15 protein-coding genes are annotated in these 19,918 nt (G+C 71.8%); 8 read left to right on the forward strand and 7 right to left on the reverse strand.

Translation table 11 applies throughout. The annotated features are described in order from the left end of the window. Positions 1–69 precede the first annotated feature (69 nt). The 4 genes from BXA10_RS16730 to BXA10_RS16745 are packed head-to-tail and all read right to left on the reverse strand — an operon-like array spanning position 70 to position 3,479. Entirely contained in the window at positions 70–1,044 is a 975-nt protein-coding gene (locus BXA10_RS16730) for an amino acid ABC transporter permease (protein ID WP_076471321.1), read from the reverse strand. Then, a complete protein-coding gene (locus tag BXA10_RS16735; RefSeq protein ID WP_076471322.1) occupies positions 1,041–1,748 on the reverse strand; it encodes an amino acid ABC transporter permease in 708 nt (235 codons plus the stop codon). The genes BXA10_RS16730 and BXA10_RS16735 overlap by 4 nt, the downstream gene beginning before the upstream one ends. 42 nt (positions 1,749–1,790) lie before the next feature. Beyond that, positions 1,791–2,675 carry a glutamate ABC transporter substrate-binding protein gene (locus BXA10_RS16740; protein ID WP_076471323.1) on the reverse strand — a complete coding sequence of 295 codons (885 nt, stop codon included), beginning with the start codon at positions 2,673–2,675 and terminating at the stop codon, positions 1,791–1,793. A 57-nt stretch (positions 2,676–2,732) separates the two neighbouring features. Beyond that, complete coding sequence (locus BXA10_RS16745; RefSeq protein WP_076471324.1) at positions 2,733–3,479, reverse strand: amino acid ABC transporter ATP-binding protein; 747 nt, start codon at positions 3,477–3,479, stop codon at positions 2,733–2,735. A gap of 200 nt (positions 3,480–3,679) precedes the next feature. On the opposite strand from BXA10_RS16745, the gene selD reads away from it, so the two are divergent. Further along, positions 3,680–4,675 carry a selenide, water dikinase SelD gene (gene selD / locus BXA10_RS16750; protein ID WP_425436076.1) on the forward strand — a complete coding sequence of 332 codons (996 nt, stop codon included), beginning with the start codon at positions 3,680–3,682 and terminating at the stop codon, positions 4,673–4,675. A gap of 244 nt (positions 4,676–4,919) precedes the next feature. Beyond that, positions 4,920–5,399 carry a hypothetical protein gene (locus BXA10_RS16755; RefSeq protein ID WP_076471326.1) on the forward strand — a complete coding sequence of 160 codons (480 nt, stop codon included), beginning with the start codon at positions 4,920–4,922 and terminating at the stop codon, positions 5,397–5,399. A 148-nt stretch (positions 5,400–5,547) separates the two neighbouring features. On the opposite strand, the gene BXA10_RS16760 is transcribed toward BXA10_RS16755, so the two are convergent. Continuing rightward, the gene (locus BXA10_RS16760) at positions 5,548–5,790 is read right to left on the reverse strand and encodes a DUF2277 domain-containing protein (RefSeq protein ID WP_076471327.1); all 243 of its coding nucleotides are present in this window, start codon (positions 5,788–5,790) and stop codon (positions 5,548–5,550) included. Positions 5,791–6,142: 352 nt separating this feature from the next. On the opposite strand from BXA10_RS16760, the gene BXA10_RS16765 reads away from it, so the two are divergent. The 5 genes from BXA10_RS16765 to fxsT are packed head-to-tail and all read left to right on the forward strand — an operon-like array spanning position 6,143 to position 15,230. Further along, the gene (locus BXA10_RS16765) at positions 6,143–8,569 is read left to right on the forward strand and encodes an FxsB family cyclophane-forming radical SAM/SPASM peptide maturase (protein ID WP_076471328.1); all 2,427 of its coding nucleotides are present in this window, start codon (positions 6,143–6,145) and stop codon (positions 8,567–8,569) included. Continuing rightward, positions 8,553–9,389, forward strand: coding sequence for an AAC(3) family N-acetyltransferase (locus BXA10_RS16770; RefSeq protein ID WP_245828283.1), 837 nt, complete (start codon positions 8,553–8,555; stop codon positions 9,387–9,389). Before BXA10_RS16765 ends, BXA10_RS16770 begins: the two co-directional genes overlap by 17 nt. Before the next feature lie 53 nt (positions 9,390–9,442). Further along, positions 9,443–10,099: a TIR-like protein FxsC gene (locus BXA10_RS16775; protein ID WP_139338020.1), complete on the forward strand. Its 657-nt coding sequence runs from the start codon at positions 9,443–9,445 to the stop codon at positions 10,097–10,099. Continuing rightward, positions 10,096–11,373: a TIR-like protein FxsC gene (locus BXA10_RS16780; protein ID WP_076471330.1), complete on the forward strand. Its 1,278-nt coding sequence runs from the start codon at positions 10,096–10,098 to the stop codon at positions 11,371–11,373. The genes BXA10_RS16775 and BXA10_RS16780 overlap by 4 nt, the downstream gene beginning before the upstream one ends. Further along, positions 11,370–15,230, forward strand: coding sequence for an FxSxx-COOH system tetratricopeptide repeat protein (gene fxsT / locus BXA10_RS16785; RefSeq protein ID WP_076471331.1), 3,861 nt, complete (start codon positions 11,370–11,372; stop codon positions 15,228–15,230). Before BXA10_RS16780 ends, fxsT begins: the two co-directional genes overlap by 4 nt. Positions 15,231–15,287: 57 nt before the next feature. On the opposite strand, the gene BXA10_RS16790 is transcribed toward fxsT, so the two are convergent. Beyond that, positions 15,288–16,196 carry an alpha/beta fold hydrolase gene (locus BXA10_RS16790; RefSeq protein ID WP_245828285.1) on the reverse strand — a complete coding sequence of 303 codons (909 nt, stop codon included), beginning with the start codon at positions 16,194–16,196 and terminating at the stop codon, positions 15,288–15,290. Positions 16,197–16,408: 212 nt separating this feature from the next. Between BXA10_RS16790 and miaB the strand changes: the two genes are divergently transcribed. After that, the gene (gene miaB, locus BXA10_RS16795) at positions 16,409–17,887 is read left to right on the forward strand and encodes a tRNA (N6-isopentenyl adenosine(37)-C2)-methylthiotransferase MiaB (protein ID WP_076471333.1); all 1,479 of its coding nucleotides are present in this window, start codon (positions 16,409–16,411) and stop codon (positions 17,885–17,887) included. 713 nt (positions 17,888–18,600) lie between these two features. On the opposite strand, the gene BXA10_RS16800 is transcribed toward miaB, so the two are convergent. Further along, positions 18,601–19,809, reverse strand: a complete 1,209-nt coding sequence (locus BXA10_RS16800; RefSeq protein WP_076471334.1) for a DUF349 domain-containing protein — start codon at positions 19,807–19,809, stop codon at positions 18,601–18,603. Positions 19,810–19,918 lie beyond the last annotated feature (109 nt).

The raw sequence follows: 19,918 nt of genomic DNA on the forward strand, positions 1-19,918 counted from the left end.
CCGGGAGCAGACAGCCGAAGGGCCGCCCCGAATCGTCGGGGCGGCCCTTCGTGGTCGTTGCGGCAGGGCTCAGACGCCGCCGCCCATGCCGCCACCCTCGGCCTGCGACATGAGCGCCGCCGGGGGCGGGTTCTGGGCCGGGGTGCCCGCCGTCTTCCGGCCCCGCGAGAGCCGGCGCTGGACGTACTGGGCCAGCTTCGACAGCGCGTAGTTGACGACGATGAACAGCACCGCGATCACCACGTACACCTGGATGGGATTGTCCAACGCGCCGATGATCTGCTTGCCGATGTTGAGGGTCTCCTCGTAGCTGATGATGAAGCCGAGCGAGGTGTCCTTGAGCACCACGACCAGCTGGCTGATCAGCGCGGGAAGCATGATCCGGAACGCCTGCGGCAGCAGGATCATCCGGGTCGTCTGCAGTGGTGAGAGCCCGATCGCGGCTGCGGCCTCGGCCTGCCCGCCGGGCAGACCCTCCATGCCGGAGCGGAGGATCTCGGCGATGACCACCGAGTTGTAGATGGTCAGACCGATGACCAGATACCAGAGGTTGTCCAGGTAGAGGCCGAACTCGGGGAACCCGCGGGCCACGAAGAAGATGGTGATCACGACGGGCAGGCCGCGGAACACCTCGACGCAGACCCGGGTGACCGCCGACAGCACGGCGCTCAACCCGCGCAGCAGGTACGACACGGGTGTGGCGAGCCCGGTGAACCGACGCCGGGTGAGGCTCTTGAGCTGGATCCGCAGCACCGCCAGGAGCGTGCCCACCACCAGCGAGGAGACGATCGCCAGGATCGCCGCGGTCAGGGTGTTCTTCAGGCCGACCCCGAGGCGGTCCCACACCTGAGGGAAGTACTCGTTGTCGGGGTCGAGCAGCGGCCCCCACAACTCCATCGAGAACTGGCCCTTGTCGTCGAGCGGCCGGTAGACGAGGTAGTACAGGCCGACCAGCACCAGCACGGTGGCGACGAGGCTGCTGAGCAGGGTGACCCGGCGCTGCCGGGGCCCGGGGACGTCGTAGAGGACGGTCTGCTGGCTCATCGGGCCACCGCCTGCCGCTTCTCGATCCGGTCGAGCAACGCGCCGAGGGGGACGGTCATGATCAGGTATCCGATCGAGATGCCGATGGCGACGGGGATGAAGGCGTAGCCCTCGGCCGAGGTGAGCTGGTCGGCGGTCTGGGAGAGATCGCCGACCACGCCGAAGAAGCCGACCAGAGCCGAGTTCTTGATCATGGCGATGATCACCGAGCCGAGCGGCACGATCGAGGCCTTCCAGGACTGCGGCAGCACCACGTACCGCAGGTTCTGACCGAAGGTGAGCCCCAGCGACCGGGCGGCCTCGGCCTGGCCGGCCGGTACGGCGTTGACGCCCGAGCGCAGCGCCTCGCAGACGAACGCCGCGGTGTAGAGCACCAGGGCGATCAAGGCGAAGCGGAAGTAGGGCAGGTCGGTGCCGAGTCGGGTGAAGACCGCGTCCATCCCGGGGATCCGCAGGAAGTCCGCATTGGAGCCCAGCGCCGGCAGGCCGAACGCCGCGAAGAACATGACCACGGTGAGCGGCATGTTCCGGAAGATGTTCACGTACGCGGTGCCGACGGCCCGCAACGGCGGTACGGGTGAGATGCGCAGCACCGCCACGATGGCGCCCAGGATCAGGGCGCCGATCGCGGCGAGTACGCAGATCTGGAGGGTGAGCCAGAAGCCCCCCGCGAAGACGTCGAACTTGTCGATGAGCACACTCACGGGTCGGACTTCCTCCCCACCCTCCGGATCGTACGGGTCAGATCAGTAGCGGTTGACGGCCGGCGGATTGCCCAGCTCGGCGCCGAACTTGCCGGCGGTGTCGTCCCAGGCCTTCTTCCAGCTGCCGTCGCTGTACGCCTTCTCCAGCGTGTCGTTGACGAAGTTGCGGAAGTCGGTGTCTTCCTTCTTCACGCCGATGCCGTACGGCTCCTTGGTGAAGTTCTCGCCGGCCAGCTTGAACGAGGCCTCGTCCTTGGCGATGTAGCCGAGCAGGATCACGTTGTCGGTGGTCACCGCGTCGACCTGGCCGCCCTTGAGGGCGTCACGGCACTTGTCGTAGGTGTCGAAGAGCACCAGCTGGGTCGCGACGTCCTTGACGTGCTTCTTGATCTCCTCGGCCGGGGTGGAGCCGGTGACCGAGCAGACCTTCTTCGTGCCGTCCTTGAAGGAGTCCGGGCCGGTGATCGTGGTGTCGTCCTTCTTCACCAGGATGTTCTGGCCGGCCTCGTAGTACGGCCCCGCGAACGCGATGCGCTCCTTGCGGGTGTCGTTGATCGTGTAGGTGGCGGCGACCAGGTCCACGGTGCCGTTGACGATCACGTCCTCGCGGACCTTCGAGGGAGTCTCCACCCACTCGATCTTGTCCTCGGGGATGCCGAGCTCCTTGACGATGATCTTCGCGACCTCGACGTCGAAGCCCTCGGGCTTACCCGACAGGCCCTTCAGGCCGAAGCCGGGCTGGTCGAACTTGGTGCCGATCTTGATGGCCTGGGCCTTGTTGAGCCGCTCCATCGTGCTGCCGGCCGCGAACGACTTGCTCTCGCCGCCGCTGCCGGTGCCCTCGTCGGACCCGTTGTCGCCACAGGCAGCCAGCCCGAGGGCGAGGGTCGCGGCCGCCGCGAGCGCCGCCACGCGCTTCATACGCATACTTTTCTCCTTCTTCGACGAAGCCCGCCGGGGGATGGCGCGCTCGTGGGTGGACGCCTAGTGCGTGAGGATCTTGGAGAGGAAGTCCTTGGCCCGCTCGCTGCGCGGGTTGGCGAAGAACTCGGCCGGCGGAGCATCCTCCACCAGTTGGCCGTCGGCCATGAAGATGACCCGGTTCGCCGCGTGCCGCGCGAAGCCCATCTCGTGGGTGACCACGACCATCGTCATGCCGTCACTCGCCAGCGACGTCATCACGTCCAGCACCTCGCCGACCATCTCCGGGTCGAGCGCGCTGGTGGGCTCGTCGAAGAGCATCGCCTTGGGCTGCATGGCCAGAGCGCGGGCGATCGCGGCCCGCTGCTGCTGGCCGCCGGAGAGCTGGGCCGGGAACTTGTCGGCCTGGTTGGCGATGCCGACCCGGTCGAGCAGCGTCATGGCGCGTTCCCGTGCCGCGGCCGGCTTCTCCTTGCGGACCTTGACCGGGCCGAGGGTCACGTTCTCGAGGATGGTCTTGTGCGCGAAGAGGTTGAACGACTGGAAGACCATGCCGACCTCGCTGCGCAGCTTCGCGAGCGCCTTGCCCTCGGCCGGCAGCGCCTGCCCGTCGAAGGTGATGGTGCCGGAGTTGATCGGCTCCAGCCGGTTGATGGTCCGGCAGAGCGTCGACTTGCCGGAGCCGGACGGGCCGATCACGACGACCACTTCGCCGCGGCCGACCGAGAGCGAGACGTCGTCCAGCACGTGCAGCGGCCCGAACCACTTGTTGACCGAGTCCAGCACGATGAGCGGTTCGCCCGTCGTCACGTCGCCCCCTCGTCCCTGTCGTCTCTCGATCGGGGCCGGTTGACCCCTGGTTGGGCAACTCTAGGCGGCGAGTTGTGGCAGGACGAAACCCAGTTGGTCACGGAGCGGTAACACCCAACGGGGCGGGTGTCGAGTGTCCGGTTTCGACCGGGCGACTTGTCCGCTGTCGGTAGCGGGTGACCTTTCCGTGCGACGAACATGTGGGTATGACAGAACGGGTACGGCTGACCCGGTACGCCCGGGGCGGCGGCTGCGCATGCAAGATCCCACCTGGTGAGCTCGAGCTGATGGTGGCGGGCCTCGGCACAGCGACCGGGACCACCGATCTGCTGGTCGGGCTGGACCACGGCGACGACGCAGCGGTGGTCCGCCTCGACGAGCGGACGGGCCTGGTCGCCACCGCCGACTTCTTCACCCCGGTCGTCGACGACGCCTACGACTGGGGGCGCATCGCGGCGGCGAACGCGCTATCCGATGTGTACGCGATGGGGGGCACCCCGCTGGTCGCGTTGAACCTGCTCTGCTGGCCCCGGGACGTACTGCCGATGGAGCTGGCCCGCGAGGTGCTGCGCGGCGGACAGGACGTGGCCCGCGAGGCCGGTTGTCATCTCGCCGGCGGGCACAGCGTCGACGACGACGGCCCGAAGTACGGGCTGGCGGTCACCGGGGTGGTCCGGCCGGAAGAGCTGATCACGCTGGAGGCGGGCCGGCCGGGGCAACCGCTGTCGCTGACCAAGCCGCTCGGCGTCGGAGTGCTGAACACCCGGCACAAGGCCACGGGCGAGGTGTTCGCCGAGGCGGTGGCCTCGATGAGCACGCTGAACCGGGACGCGGCCCGGGCCGCGGTCGCCGCTGGGATCCGCTGCGGTACCGACGTGACCGGCTTCGGTCTGCTCGGGCACGCCTCGAAACTGGCTCGCGCCAGCGGTCTCACGGTGGCGATCGACGCCGCTCGGGTGCCGTACCTGGCGGGTGCCCGTGAGGCGGTACGGGACGGATACGTCAGCGGCGGGAGCCGTCGCAACCTGGACTGGGTGACCCCGTGGACGGACTTCGGCGCGGCGGGGGAGCAGGAGAGGCTGCTGCTGGCCGACGCGCAGACCTCGGGCGGCCTGTTGGTGGCGGGAGAGCTGCCCGGCGCCCCGGTGGTCGGTGAGCTCCTGCCTCGGGGCGAGCACATGGTCGTCGTCCGTTGAGTCCAGTCGCGGGTTCGGACGGCGTCGCTCCGGTGCCGTCCGGCCCGGTGCGGCGGAGCGGGATGCGGCACGGTACCCGATAAACTGTCATCTTCCCGCCACCTTGAGCTATGGGCCGGGAGGATTTTTTGCCCGGTTTGGTCACAGACCGGTAACTTGCCCCCGGCTGGGGGCAAATGCACCGCACCATCGTCAGTAAGGCCCGATCCGGAGGCCGGTGGGACGAACGCAGCGAGGAGGCGGCATGACCGAGCTGTGGAACTGGAGAATCGACCAGGTACGACCCGTGGAGGTCTACCCGGCGCTGGCGGAGGCGCTCGGTCGGGTGGTGATGCCCATGGCGATCGCCGACCCGGCCCGACTGCCGACGTACGCGGTGATCTGCGACGTCTGGCAGGCGCCGGGCGAGTTCGCCACGATCGTGGACTGCTACGGAGTGCCCGAGCGGCTCTCCGAGCACGCGAGCATCGCCGCGCTGGCCCGGCTGCTGGATCGCAACTGCGTGCTGCGTGACGACACCCTCGACGCCGGTCGGCACCTGCTCGTCGCGCCCGACGGCACGATCCGTCCGGTGCACTTCGACGTCCGGGAGACCGATGACGGCGAGGTGCTCGGCAATCAGCGCCTCTGCACCGACGCCGACCCCGCCTGCCGTGGCTGGTCGCAGTGTCACCGTTCACGGTGGGCCCCCGACACGGTCGCCCCGGCGCTCGCCGCGGCCTGACGGCCGGACGGGCTCGGCGGTTCCTGGCCGCGGCGGGCCGGCGGCCCACACGGCGCCGGCCCGCCCGGACCGGCTCAGCTCAGGCCGGGACCGGCTCAGGCCGGGACCGGCTCAGGCCCGGACCGGCTCAGCTCAGGCCCGGACCGGCTCAGGCCCGGGCGGCGGGGGCGGCCCCGCCCGCTCGTCCGCCGCGCACCACGAGCTGGTCGAGCAGGGTGGCGGTGGCGGCGGCGACGGCCGCGACCGCGGCGTGGAAGGCCTCCGCGTTGTGCGGAGCCGGCGTCCGGAAGCCCGAGATCTTCCGGACGTACTGCAACGCGGCGGCGTCGATGTCCGCGGGCGTCACCTCAGGGACGTACGGCTCCCGCAGGGTCTTGATGCTCCGGCACATGCTCTGCTCCTCCTGTCCGACCGGGGTCACCACATGTGGTGCCCGGTGTGGCACCGACGGTGACAAGCGGTCGAGACTTGTCTATTCTGGTCACGGATCAGAGCCCTTCGAGCCATGCTGCCGCTCGCGCTGTCGCGCCCCGGGCCCCCGGAGACTCATTGTGGACCAGACAGCCCCTCGTCACAGCCCACCGTCCATCGACGTCCTGACGCGTAGCCTGCGGACACCGCTCGGTCGGGTGGCCACCGAGCACCCCGAGGTGCTCGCGCTCGTCCGGCGGCGCGTCCTGCCGGGCGAAGGCACCCCGCCGGGCACCGTGCCAGTCGCCGCGTTCAACTCGTCCATCTGAGGTATGGCGTGTCGGTGCGGCGCCGCCGGTCCGGCCGCGCCCTGCCGGCCGATCAGCCAGTACGTCCTCAAGGTGCACAGCCGGTGTGACCTCAGCTGCGACCACTGCTACGTCTACCAGGAGGCGGACCAGACCTGGCGGGACAAGCCGGTGCGGATGGCGGCATCGACCGTCCGGGCCGCCGCCGCCCGGATCGCCGAGCATGCCCGGGCACATGATCTCCCCGCCGTGCACGTGGTGCTGCACGGGGGCGAGCCGCTGCTGCTCGGTCCGGCGGGGCTGCGCGAGGTGCTCGCCGAGCTGCGCGCCGCACTGACCCCTGGCGTCGTGCTCGACCTGCGGATGCAGACCAACGGTGTGCTGCTCGACGAGGAACTGTGCCGCCTGCTGGTGGCGTACGAAGTGAAAATCGGAGTGTCGCTCGACGGTGACCGTGCGGCCAACGACCGGCACCGGATCTTCGCGCACGGCGGCAGCAGCCACGCGCACGCCCGGCGAGCGCTGGCGCTGCTGCGCCGCCCGGAGTTCCGCGGCAGCTACGCGGGCATCCTGTGCACCATCGACCTGCGCAACGACCCGGACCAGGTCTACTCGGCCCTGCTGGCCGAGGCGCCGCCCCGGATCGACCTGCTGCTGCCCCACGCCACCTGGGACCGGCCGCCTCGGCGCCCGCCAGGCGTCGCCACCCCGTACGCGGACTGGCTGGGTCGGATCCACCGGCGCTGGGTGGACGACGGGCGGCCCGTGCCGATCCGGCTCTTCGAGGCCCTGACCTCCGGGGCCGGCGGCGGCACCGAGGCCGTCGGGCTCGCCCCGGCCGACCTGCTCGTCGTCGAGACCGACGGCAGTTGGGAGCAGGTCGACTCGTTGAAGGTCGCGTTCCACGGCGCGGCCGGCACCGACCTGGACGTCTTCGCTCATCCGGTCGACGAGGCCGCCCGCCATCCCGGTGTGGCGATCCGTCAGGAAGGGCTGGCCGGGCTCTGCGCCACCTGCCGTGCCTGCCCGGTGGTGAGTCGCTGTGGCGGCGGGTTGTACCCGCACCGCTGGCGAACCGGCACCGGCTTCGACAACCCCTCGGTCTACTGCGCGGACCTCCAGGCGCTCATCGCCATCGTGGACAGCGCACCGGCGTCCGACCGGGCCGGCGCCCGGCGCCCGGGTGACGCTCCGGCTCCCGCTGGCGCCGGCGGCCGGGGGCCGCGTTCTCCGGGCATCCCCGTGCCGCGGTCCGCTGAGAGCGTCGGGGACCGGGCCGTGGACCCCGCTGCCGACCGGTTGCTGGCCGAGATCGCCGGGGGTCACGGCGGCCCGTGGGCGCTGGACGTGCTCGCGCAGACCCAGCTCTCCATCACCCGGGTGCTGCTGGAGACCTGGCGGGACATCACCGGCGGCAGCGCTGCCTGGGAATTGCTCGCCGAGCTCGACGCCACCGCAGGCGACGCGGTCGGCGCCGTGCTGGCGCACCCGTTCGTCCGCCCCTGGCTGGTTCGCCAGCTGGCTCGGCGCGGCACCCCCGACGTCGACCTCGTGCCCGCGCTCGCCGTCGTGGCCGCCGTGCGGGCCGGCGTCGAGGCGGTGGTGGAGGTGCCGGTGCGAGGTGGGGCGCTGGTGCTGCCCGCGCTGGGCCGGTTGACGGTCGGCGATGAGCGGGCCGGTGAGGTGCGCACCGCCCCGGGCGGGCTGCACATCCGCGTCGGGTCGGTGTCCCGGACGGTCCCGCTGGACGGTGCCGGCCCGACGCCGACCGGCTGGCAGCCGGTCCGTCGCCCGCCCATCGCCGACGCGATGATCACCATCGAGGACGTCGACCCGGAACGGAACTGTTACGGCCAGCCGGTGGCGCCGACGCTGGACGACGACGCGGCGGACGCACTGGGGGCCACGCTCGCCCTGGCCCGGCTGGCCGTCCACCGTGACGTGCCGGCGCACGGAGTCGCACTCGACGCCGGACTGCGGGCCGTGGTGCCGTTGGCGCCGGACCGGCTGGCCCCGTGGCGCAGCGCCACCGCCCGGCAAGCCTTCGGCGCCATCGCCGTGGCCGAGATGTCCGATGCGGACGCGATGGCCGTGCTCCTGGTCCACGAGTGGCAGCACGGCAAACTCGGCGCGCTGATGGATCTCTACGACCTGGTCGACCCGGGATCGTCGGTGCGGATCCCGGTGGCCTGGCGGCCCGATCCGCGACCCGTCGAGGGGGCGCTCCAGGGTGCGTACGCGCACCTGGCGGTGACCGAGGTCTGGCATGCCCGCGCCACGGCCGACCGGCCGGACGCGCAGGTCGCCCGCGGACACCTGGTGCGCTACCGGGACTGGACCCGGGAGGCGGTCGAGGCCCTGCTCGGGGCCGGGGCGCTCACCGATCTGGGTGAGCGGTTCGTCGGACGGATGGGGCACGTTCTGGAGGAGCTCCGTGCCGACCAGGGCTGACGGAAGGGCCGATGCGCTGCACGGGCACATCGACGCGGCGCGCCTCGTCGCCGACCTGCGGGCGCTCGGCCTGGCCGCGGGTCGGGACGTCCTGGTGCACTGCTCGCTGCGGCGGCTCGGTCGGCCGGAAGGCGGCCCGGCGGCGCTGGCGTCGGCGTTGCGGGAGGTCCTCGGCCCGACCGGCACGCTGCTCGTACCGAGCGAGAACGCCGGCAACTCGACGAGCTCGCGGGCCTACCGGGCCGCGACCCGGGGGATGGACGCGAGGCAGCTCGCCGACTACCACGCGGCGATGCCCGGCTGGGATCGGGCCGGTACGCCATCGGAGGGCACCGGTGCGTTCGCCGAACACGTCCGGTCGACTCCCGGCGCGCTCCGCAGTGACCACCCGCAGACCTCCTTCGCCGCGCTCGGCCCCCGGGCCTGGGAGCTGACCGAAGGTCACGACCTCGACTGCCACCTGGGCGAGCGGTCGCCGTTGGGCCGGCTGTACGCGGCCGCCGGCTGGATCCTGCTGCTCGGTGTGGGTTACCAGGCTTGTACGGCGTTGCACCTGGCGGAGTACTGGTTGCCGGTACCGCCGCCCCGCCGGCCCTACACCTGCTACCGCCTGATCGCCGGCCGGCGGGTACGCCTGGACTTCGACGCGCTCGACCTGGACGACAGCGACTTCACCGCGGCCGGGCAGGCGCTCGACGAGGCACCCTTCGTCCGTCGCGGTCAGGTCGGCGCAGCCGACGCCCGATTGATGCCGGTGCGTGACACAGTGGGCTTCGCCGTCGACTGGTTCAGCGCCCATCGACCGGATCCGGGGCGTTGACGTGGGGACTAGGCTGATGGTTCGGCCGCGCGGGGAGGGGCGGAGGCACACGGGTGAGCACAGTGGACATACCCGCCGGCATGCGGGCCCCGCTGTTCTTCCTGAGCCACTCCCGCTCGCCGGCCCGCCGGGCCGCCGTAGGCCCCTCGGAATACCTGCTCCGCTTCTACGAGGACCTCTCGGGGCACGTCAGCGAGCTCGTCGGTCCGGAGACCGGGGTCGACCCGGGCTTCATGGACACCGCGATGACCGGTGGGGAGCGATGGACACCGGAGTTGCTGCGCGCCGCCGGGACCTGCCAGGTCTTCGTACCCCTGCTGTCCAGCGCGCTGCTCCGCAGCGACTGGTGCGGGATGGAGTGGCACGCCTTCTCACGCCGGCGTATCGAGCGGCGACGCGACGACGTCTCGGCGCACGAGACGGCGATCATCCCCGTCTCCTGGTCGCCGACGGAGGGTGCCCGCCTGCCCAAGGTCGTGGGCGAGATCCAGCGGTTCTCACCTACCCCGATGCCGGCGGAGATCGTGGCCCAGTACCAGCGGGAGGGGGTCTACGGATTGCTGACCTTGCAGATGGAGAACGCGTACCGGGCGGTGGTGTGGCGGCTCGCCCAGCGCATCGTCGCGATCCATCGGGCGTACCTGGTCGAGCCGCAGGTGCCGGCGGGCGTGAGCGAACTGCGCAACCTGTTCGCCGAGGAGTCGGGGTGAGCCGGCCCGGCGCGGTGCCGCGGACGGCGAGGCCGGGGGCCCGCCGGACCTACTTCTTCCTCAGCTACGCCCACTCGGCCCCGCAACAGGGCGCGCGGGCCGACGCCGACGTCTGGGTGGGGCAGTTCTTCGCCGACCTGTCGGCGGAGGTGGCTCGCCGGGCCGAGCTGGTGCCCGGAATGCGGATCGGCTTCTTCGACCAGCAGATCCCGCCCGACGCCGACTGGAAGGCCGCACTGGCCGAGGCGTTGAGCGGAGTCGAGGTCTTCGTGCCGCTCTACTCGCCGGGTTACTTCCGGCGCCCCTGGGCGCTCGGTGAGCAGGAGTCCTTCCGCGGCCGGCTGGCCGCCGCCAACAAGCCGGACACCGCCGGGCACGTCCTGCCGGTGCTCTGGATCCCGTTCCCGACCTGGGAGAGCCGTTCCGAGCTGGACGAGGCGTTGGACCTGGGCCGGGACGTCCCCGAGTACGCCGAGAACGGGTTGCGTGCGCTGTGCATGCTCGCCGCCTACCGGGAGCAGTACGACGACCTGCTCGGGCGGCTGGCCCACCGGATCGTGGAGGCCGCGGAACGGCACCCGCTCGGCCCGTCCCGGGCGCCCAGCCTGGACGAGGTGACCCGGCCGGCGCCGGCCGACCCGGACCTCGTGGTGGCGGTACTGGCGCCCACCCGGGGCCGGTTGCCGGCCGCCCGGGCGAGGAGCGGGTACGCGAGCAGTGCCCGCCAGTGGCGGCCCTTCGGCGGCCGGCAGAAGCTGCCGGCGGCCGAGTACGTCGCCAGCACCGCCGAGCGGCTGGGGCTGTCCGCCCGTACCGCGGACTTCGCTGCCGGGGCCGACCTGCTGGAACGCCGGCCCACCGTACTGCTGATCGATCCGTGGGTGGCGGCGGACCCCGACGCGACGGAAACCTTCGCCGCGGCGATGCGCGACCTGCGCCCCTGGGTGGTGCCGATCGTCGTCACCGACGGCGACGACCCGCAGGACGCCGCGCGGCACGCCGAGACCGTCGCCGACATGCTGCAGAACGCGGGCGTACCGCAGGTCAAGCGGGCCAGGAACGTCCAGGAGTTCGTGGATCTCATGCCGGCCCTGGTGACCGAGGCCCGCCGCCAGTACCTGAAACACGGCCCGGTGACGGAGTTCCCCGAGGCCGAACCGCCACCCAGCCTGCGGCACGGGCCGGAGCATCGCCCGCGCCCCGGCGCGTCGTTCGACCCGCCGCCCGCCCACGACGATCCGGCGTCGCCGCGTCCCCACGGAGAGAACCGATGAGCAACGATCGTGAAGGTCAGGTCGTCACGTTCTACTCGTTCAAGGGTGGTACGGGCCGGACGATGGCGCTGGCGAACGTCGCCTGGATCCTGGCCGCCAACGGACGGCGGGTGCTGGTCGCCGACTGGGACCTGGAATCCCCCGGCCTGCACCGCTTCTTCCATCCGTTCCTGGACGCCGAGGCGATCCAGAGCACCAGCGGGGTCATCGACATGATCCGCGACTACGAGTGGGAGACCACCCGCACCGTGGACCGGCCGGACCGCTGGGTCGAGCAGTTCGCCCGGGTCCGGCGGCACGCCTTCTCGCTGCGCTGGAACTTCCCCGACGGCGGCAGCCTGGACTTCCTCTCCGCAGGCCGGCAGAACAGCGACTACGCGGTGTCGGTGAGCGGCCTGGACTGGGACAACTTCTACAACCGGCTGGGCGGTGCGCAGTTCTTCGAGGCGCTGCGCGCCGACATGAAGCGCGAGTACGACTACACGCTCATCGACAGCCGGACGGGCCTCAGCGACGTCGCCGACATCTGCACCCTGCACCTGCCGGACACCCTGGTCGACTGCTTCACCCTCAGCGACCAGGGCATCGAGGGTGCGGCCCGGGTGGCCCACTCGGTGCGGGACCGGTTCCGCCGCCGGGACATCCGCATCCTGCCGGTGCCGATGCGGGTCGACCAGGCGGAGAAGGAGAAGGCGGAGGCCGGTCGCTCGCTGGCGATGCGCCGCTTCGCCGGCCTGCCCACCGGTATGACCGAGGCGGAGCGCCGGCGCTACTGGGCCGCGGTGGAGGTGCCGTACCGGCCGTTCTACGCGTACGAGGAGACATTGGCCACGTTCGGCGATCCGCCCGGCTCGCCGACCTCGCTGCTGTCCGCGTTCGAGACGCTGACCGGGATCCTCACCGACAGCGAGGTGAGCGCCCTGCCGGTGATGGACGAGTCGGTCCGTGAGCGGGGCAAGGCCCGGTTCCGCCGGCGAGCCGAGGCGGTCGACGACCAGATCGTGCTCCGGCACGCCCCCGAGGACGCGGTCTGGGCGGAGTGGCTGGAACGGGTGCTCAGCGCGGCCGGGATGCAGGTCGTCTCACCCGCCGCGGCGGTCGGTTCGGCGGCCACCCCGGCCCCGCGGACGCTGACCGTGATCTCGCCGGCCTACCTGGCGACACCGACCGGCGGCCTGCCACCGCGGGAGTCGAGTACCGGTTCGACAGCGCTCGCGGTCTACGTGGCGGACCTGCGCCCGTTGGCGGAGTTCCCCGCGCAGGTCTCCGCCCACCTGGTCAACGTGACCGCGGAGACGGCGGTCGAGCGGGTGCTACGACTGGTGGGCCGGCCGGTGCCGCCGGCCGCGCAGGGGGCCCCGGCCGGTGCCACGCGCTTCCCCGGCACCGAGCCGCTGATCTTCAACGCACCGAACCGCAACGCCCGGTTCACCGGCCGCGAGGACGACCTCGCCGAGTTGCGCCGGCAACTGCAGAGCGGGGGCAGCGCGGTGGTGCTCCCCGTCGCCCTGCAGGGCATGGGTGGTGTCGGTAAGACCCAGGTCGCGCTGGAGTACGTGCACCGGTTCCGGTCGGCGTACGACGTGGTCTGGTGGGTCGTGGCGGACCCGCCGCAGTTCGTCGACACGGCACTGTCCGATCTGGGCGCCCGACTCGGCCTGCCAGCCGGTCCGGCCCTGCCCGAGACGGTGCAGACGGTGCTGCAGGCCCTTGGCCGCGGCGAGCCGTACGAGCGGTGGCTGGTCGTCTTCGACAACGCCGAGGAACTCGAGCACGTCGAGCAGTTCCTCCCGCAGGGCCCCGGGCATGTGCTGTTGACCTCACGCAACCGGGCGTGGGGGGAGCGGGCGAACCCGATCCAGGTGGACGTCTTCGACCGGGCCGAGAGCGTCGCGCACCTCGCCCAGCGGGTGCCGGCGATCAGCCGCGAGGAGGCCGACCGGGTCGCCGAGGCGTTGGGCGACCTGCCGATCGCCGTCGCCGCGGCCGGTGCCTGGCTGGCCGACACCGGCACGCCGATCCCGGACTACCTGCGCCTGATCGAGCGGCACGGGCCCAGCGCCCTGTCGGTCGAGGCCACCTGGGACCTGTCCCTCAACCGGCTGCGGGCGCAGGCCCCTGCCGCGTACCGGCTCCTGCAGCTCTGCTCGGTGCTGGCACCGGAGATCGCGCTGGACCTCATCTACAGCGACGAGATGGCGGCGGCGCTCGTGCCGTACGACCCGTCGGTGTCGGAGCGGCTGGTGCGTGGCGCCCTGGTCCAGCAGATCAACCGGCTGGCGCTGCTGAAGCTGGACGTTCAGGGCGGTCGGATCCAGGTGCACCGGCTGTTGCAGGCCGTGGTCCGGGACCGGATGGACGCCGAGGAGATCGCCGAGGCACGCCACCAGGTCCACCTGGTGCTGGCCGCGTCCCGGCCCCGCGAGAACGTCGACGATCCCGCGACGTGGCCGCGCCTGCGCATACTCTGGCCGCACCTGGAGGTGTCCGACGCGTTGACCTGCCGGGAGGAGTCGGTGCGCCAGTTGCTCATCGACCGGGCCCGGTATCTGTGGCAGCGCGGTGGTCTGGCGCAGGCCGAGGAGTTCAGCCGGCACGTCGACGAGATCTGGTCGGCGCAGCTCACCGGGGCGGCGGGCGGGTTCGAGCCGGACCAGCACCTGCTGCATCTGCGGTTCAACCGGGCGAACATCCTGCGCACCATGGGCCGGTTCGCCGAGGCCTGGGAACTCGACAAGCAGGTCCTCGAGGACCAGCAGCGTCGCCTCGGACCGAGCCACCCGCACGCCTTGATGACAGCCGGCAGCCTCGGCGCCGACCTGCGGGCCCTCGGGCGGTACGCCGAGGCGCTGGAGCGGGACCGCGCCACCTACGCCTCCTGGGTCGACCTGCTCGGCGAGGAGCACCCGCGCACGTTGAGCGCGGCCAACAACCTCGCCGTGTCGTTCCGGTTGGTCGGCGACTACCGCTCGGCCCGCAGCTGGGACGAGGACGTGCACCAGAAGCGGCGAGCCGTCCTCGGGCCCACCGACCCGTACACGCTGCAGTCCGCCGTGCGGCTCGGCAGCGACCTGCGGGAGGCCGGCGAGTACGAGAAGGCGGTGTCGCTGCTGCGCGGGGTGTACGACAGCTTCGTCGAGGTGCTGGGCGTCGACGACCTGTTGACCCTCACCGCCCAGGTCAATGTGGCGGTGTCGCTGCGCAGCGTCGGCCGGCCCGCCGACGCCATGCCGCTCTTCGAGGAGGCCTACCGGCGGCTGGAGGAGCGGTTCGGCCCGAACAACCCGGACACGGTGGCCTGCCGGTCGAGCCGGGCCGCGAACCTGCTCGCGATCGGCGACGCGAACCGGGCGCTCAGCGAGATGGTCGCGGTCGGCCGGACGTACGACGAGGTGCTGCGTCTCGGTCCGGCGCACCCGCACACGCTCGCCACGCTGAGCAACCGGTCGGCGGCCGAGCGGTCCCTCGGTCAGCTGCCCGCCGCCCGGGCCACCGCCGCCCACGCCGCCGACGAGTTGCGCAAGGTCCTCGGCCCGGAACATCCGCACACCCTGGCGGCCGAGGTCAACCACGCGGTCTGCCTCGCCGAGGACGGGGAGTGGGAGTCGGCGCGGCAGCGGCTGCGGGACACCGCCGAGCGGTTGGCGGTGACCGTCGGCGCTGATCACCCCGACACGCTGCGCTGCCTCGGCGACGTGGCCGTGGTGACCCGCCGGACCGGCGGTACCGGGCCGGAGGCCGACGCCGGCGCCGCGGCGGATCGGCTGGCCGACCTGATCGGCCACGAGCATCCGAGCGTTCAGACGCTCCGGGGTGGTCGGCTGGTGGCCCGGGTCATCGACCCGAACCCGTTCTGACGGTCGGCGCTGCTCGTCGTCCCGGTCGGTCGTGGCGGGTGCCGCGGCCGACCGGAGTCAGAGCCGCGGGGCCGCCGCCAGTGCCGGGGTGGTCAGCCAGGCGAGGGTCTGCGGCAGGATCTCCACCGCACCGAAGTGCGCGGCACCGGGCTGCACCTGGACCTCGGCGGTGGGGATCCGGGCGGCCAGCCATCGGGAGTGCGAAACCGGAGAGAACTGGTCCTGCTCGCCGTGCCACAGGCGGACGGGTAGCCGGATCGAGCCGAGGTCGAAGCCCCATGACCGGTGGACGGCGAGCACGTCGTCGATCCAGCCCTCGGGGCCGTGCCGCAGCGCCTCGGCGTACATGTCGGTGAGCAGGCGGCGGATGGCCACGTCGTCGACCACCCGGATGTCCGGCTCGGTGAGCTGCGGGCGGAGGAACTCCAGCAGGGTCATCGGGTCCCGCTGGACGTCCTTGGCCCGCACGGTGAGCAGGTCGCGCAGCTCGGCGGTGTCCGCGTCGCCGAGGGCGTGCTCGTCGACGTTCTCGTCGGTCATGCCGGCGTACCAGTCGAGGTCGGGGGCGTCGGCCGGGGCGAGCCCGACCAGCACCGCCGCCCGGGTCACCCGGTCGGGCAGCAGCGCGGCGCAGGCCAGCGCGTGCGGACCGCCGCCGGAGCGGCCCACCAGGGCGAACCGGTCGATGCCGAAGGCGTCGGCGATCGCCGCCACGTCGGCCGCGGTGTCGGCCACCCGACGGCCCTCGTGCCGATCCGAGTCGCCGTACCCGGGCCGGTCGTAGCAGATCAGGTGCACGCCCAGGCGGTAGAGGACGACCGGGCGGGGCCGGGGGCCGCTGCGGCTGCCGGGAGTGCCGTGCAGAAGGAAGACCGCGAGGCCGTCCGGCGCGCCGGAGGTCTCCACTGCGAGGCGTCGCCCATCGCGGGTGACAACGGTGTGCTGTGCCGCGTTCTCTAGCGTCACGGTGGCCTCCCGCGGCTTTTTCATGTGCTTCCTCGAACGCACACCTGTCGGTCTTGAGTGCAAAGCCCCCGAAACCACCCAGAACATCGTCCTGCTGTGCAGCGTACTGCCCGCTGGGTGACCCCGCCATTGGCCGCCGGGTCAATGCCGGGCGATCGGGTCGGCCGAGCGGGCCGCTACCCTGGTAGCCCGAGGAAAGGGGCGCCGAGCAGGTGGCTAGGACCTACAACGTCGTGACGTACGGCTGCCAGATGAACGTGCACGACTCGGAACGCATCTCCGGCCTGTTGGAGCAGGCGGGTTACGTGCGCGCCGCCGGGGGCGACGAGACCCCCGACATCGTCGTCTTCAACACCTGTGCGGTCCGGGAGAACGCCGACAACCGGCTCTACGGCAACCTCGGCCGGCTCCGCCCGGTCAAGGACAAGCACCCGGAGATGCAGATCGCCGTCGGCGGCTGCCTGGCCCAGAAGGATCGCGGCGACATCGTCCGCAAAGCCCCCTGGGTGGACGTGGTCTTCGGCACGCACAACATCGGCTCCCTCCCGGTGCTGCTCGAGCGGGCCCGGCACAACGCCGCCGCCGAGGTGGAGATCCTGGAGTCCCTCGACGTCTTCCCGTCGACGCTGCCCACCCGCCGTGAGTCGACGTACGCCGGCTGGGTGTCGATCTCGGTGGGCTGCAACAACACCTGCACCTTCTGTATCGTGCCGTCGCTGCGCGGCAAGGAGAAGGATCGTCGCCCCGGCGACATCCTGTCCGAGGTCCGCGCGCTGGTCGACGAGGGCGTGCTGGAGGTGACCCTGCTCGGGCAGAACGTCAACTCCTACGGGGTGGAGTTCGGTGACCGGCTCGCCTTCGGCAAGCTGCTGCGCGCCTGCGGCGAGATCGACGGCCTGGAGCGGGTACGTTTCACCAGCCCGCACCCGAAGGACTTCACCGACGACGTGATCGCCGCCATGGCCGAGACGCCTAACGTGTGCCACTCGCTGCACATGCCGTTGCAGTCGGGCTCCGATGCGGTGCTGCGCGCCATGCGCCGGTCGTACCGGGCGGAGCGCTACCTCGGCATCATCGAGAAGGTCCGCGCGGCGATGCCGGACGCGGCGATCACCACCGACATCATCGTCGGCTTCCCCGGCGAGACCGACGCCGACTTCGAGCGCACCCTCGACGTGGTGCGCGAGTCCCGGTTCTCCTCCGCCTTCACCTTCCAGTACTCCAAGCGCCCCGGCACCCCCGCCGCCACCATGGAGGGCCAGCTGCCCAAGCAGGTGGTGCAGGAGCGCTACGACCGCCTGATCGCCTGCGTCGAGGAGATCACCTGGGCGGAGAACAAGAAGCTGGTCGGCCAGGACGTCGAGGTGCTGGTCGCCGTCGGCGAGGGACGCAAGGACGAACGGACCGGGCGCATGTCCGGCCGCGCCCGCGACGGCCGCCTCGTGCACTTCGACGCGGGATCCCTCGCCGGGCAGATCCGCCCGGGTGACATCGTGCACACCTCCGTCACGTACGCCGCCCCGCACCACCTGAACGCCGACGGCGAGCCGCTGGCTCACCGGCGTACCCGGGCCGGGGACGCCTTCGAGGCCGGACGCTCCCCACGTACGCCGGGCGTGCTGCTCGGGCTGCCCACGGTCGGCGCGCCGGCGGCGGTGCCCGCCGCCACCTCGGGCTGCGCCGCGCACTGACCACACCGGCGTCGCGGTCCACGCAAGTCGCGCTACGACCGGGATGTAGTGGCCTCACTTTGCGAGTGAGGCCACTATCCGTGTTGTAGCGCGAGGTTGGCCCAGGGGCGAGGTTGGCCCAGGGACGAGGGTCCGCACTTCCCGGGCGGAGCATGGTTCTCAAGCAGGCTCCAAGGTCCGGGAGGCCGATGGTGACCACTTCGGGGACGCTTTAGAGCTGATGTCGTGAACGACTCGCTGGCGGCCGCGCTGGATGATCTACCGAACGGTGACCGGAGGTGCTGAGGCGGCAGCTTCCGCCTGCGGACTGCTGGTGGCACCGTCGGTGATCGCCCAATGAATCGAGGCGCGCGCGTCGGTAATTGTGTGGGAGCACTGCCGATGATGTCGCAGGCGATTCAGCTCCAAAGCGTGCCCGAGAGGGATGTCTCGCCCGGTGGTGCCGCTGCCTTTCGCGCTCGCACCGTTCGCGCCAGCTTGTGGGGCCCGCTAGGCTCGTGAGCCCTGTGAGCCCTGTGAGCCCTGTGAGCCCTGTGAGCCCTGTGAGCCCTGTGAGCGCCGTGAGCGCCGTGAGCGCCGTGAGGCCGGTGGGCCCGTGTCCGTGAGCCCACTGGACCCGCGAGCCCGGTGGGGCCGGGGTGGGTAGGGAAATCCGGCCGGATGCGCGGGAGCCCCGGTCCCGTGCGGGACCGGGGCTGCCGGGGTCGTTCAGGTCAGCTGGACTGCTCGGCGAGCTGGAGGAACTGTCGCTTGGACGCCAGCGCCTGCTCGGCCTCACGGACCCGACGGGCGTCGCCGGCGGCCTGGGCCCGGGACAGCCGCTCCTCCGCCTCGGCGACCTGCGCGCGCATCTGGGCGAGCAGCGGGCTGTCCTCCTTGGAGGTCCGCCGCCACGCCGAGTCCATCACCTCGCGGACCTTCTCGTCGACGGCCCGCAGCCGGCGCTCCAGCCCGGCGGCCGCCTCGCGGGGCACCCGGCCGGCCTCGTGCCACTGTGCCTGGATGTCCCGCAGCTTCGCCTGTGCGCCCTTCGGGTCAGCGTCGACGTCCAGCGCCTCCGCCTCGGCGAGCAGCGCCTGCTTGCGCTCCAGGTTGCCCCGCATCTCGTTGTCCCGAGCGGAGAAGACCTCGCTGCGCCGGGTGAAGAAGTCGTCCTGCGCCGCGCGGAACCGTTCCCACAGCCGCTGCTCGGCCTCCTTGGACGCGCGCGGCGCCGCCTTCCATTGCGTCATCAGGTCCTTGAGCTGGTTGGCGGTGGCCGCCCAGTCGCTGGAGTCCTTGAGCTTCTCAGCCTCGGCGACCAGCTCCTCCTTGACCGTCTGCGCCTGCTTGCGCTGCGCGTCGAGGGACGCGAAGTGGGCGCCCCGGCGGCGGGTGAAGCCGTCCCGGGCCGCCGCGAACCGCTTCCACAGCTCCCCGTCGGTCTTCTTGTCGACGCCACGGATGGTCTTCCACTCGTCGAGGATCTCCTTGAGTCGGTCCCCGGCGGTCTTCCATCCGGTCGACTCGGCGGCGAGCTTCTCCGCCTCCTCGACCAGCGCGGTCTTGCGGGCCAGCGCCTCGCTACGGGCCGCGTCCCGCGCCGCGCGGGCCTCACCAGCCTTCTCCTCGGCCACGCCGGCGAGCCGGTCCAGCCGCGTGGCCAGCGCGTCGATGTCGCCGACCACGTGTGCCTCGGCGAGCGAGGCCCGGATCCGGCGGATCGTGCTCAGTGAGTGGCCGGCGTCCGCCGCACCCGAGTTGAGCCGGGCCTCAGTCAGGTCCACCTCGGTCACCAGGTCGGCGAAGCGGCGGGCGAAGTGCGCCAGCCCCTCCTCCGGTGCTCCTGCCTGCCAGGATCCGACCACCCGCTCGCCTTCGGCGGTCTTGACGTACACGGTGCCGTCCGCGTCCACCCGTCCGAAGGCAGTCCAGTCGCTCATGTGCCCATCCTCGTTCTCCCGGCGTCGGGAGAGCAGTTCCCGATCGCCGCCACAGCGCAGCCAAGTTTCTCCCCGGCATTGTCACAGGTACGACCCCGTCCCCGTCGAG

The sequence above is a fragment of the Micromonospora avicenniae genome, from assembly GCF_900156065.1.
GTDB classification, from domain to species: Bacteria; Actinomycetota; Actinomycetes; order Mycobacteriales; family Micromonosporaceae; genus Micromonospora; species Micromonospora avicenniae.

Coding starts and splice junctions, on each gene's coding strand:
- BXA10_RS16730 (WP_076471321.1), bottom strand. CDS start 1,044: ATGAGCCAGCAGACCGTCCTCTACGACGTCCCCGGGCCCCGGCAGCGC.
- BXA10_RS16740 (WP_076471323.1), bottom strand. CDS start 2,675: ATGCGTATGAAGCGCGTGGCGGCGCTCGCGGCGGCCGCGACCCTCGCC.
- BXA10_RS16755 (WP_076471326.1), top strand. CDS start 4,920: ATGACCGAGCTGTGGAACTGGAGAATCGACCAGGTACGACCCGTGGAG.
- BXA10_RS16760 (WP_076471327.1), bottom strand. CDS start 5,790: ATGTGCCGGAGCATCAAGACCCTGCGGGAGCCGTACGTCCCTGAGGTG.
- BXA10_RS16765 (WP_076471328.1), top strand. CDS start 6,143: ATGGCGTGTCGGTGCGGCGCCGCCGGTCCGGCCGCGCCCTGCCGGCCG.
- fxsT (WP_076471331.1), top strand. CDS start 11,370: ATGAGCAACGATCGTGAAGGTCAGGTCGTCACGTTCTACTCGTTCAAG.
- BXA10_RS16800 (WP_076471334.1), bottom strand. CDS start 19,809: ATGAGCGACTGGACTGCCTTCGGACGGGTGGACGCGGACGGCACCGTG.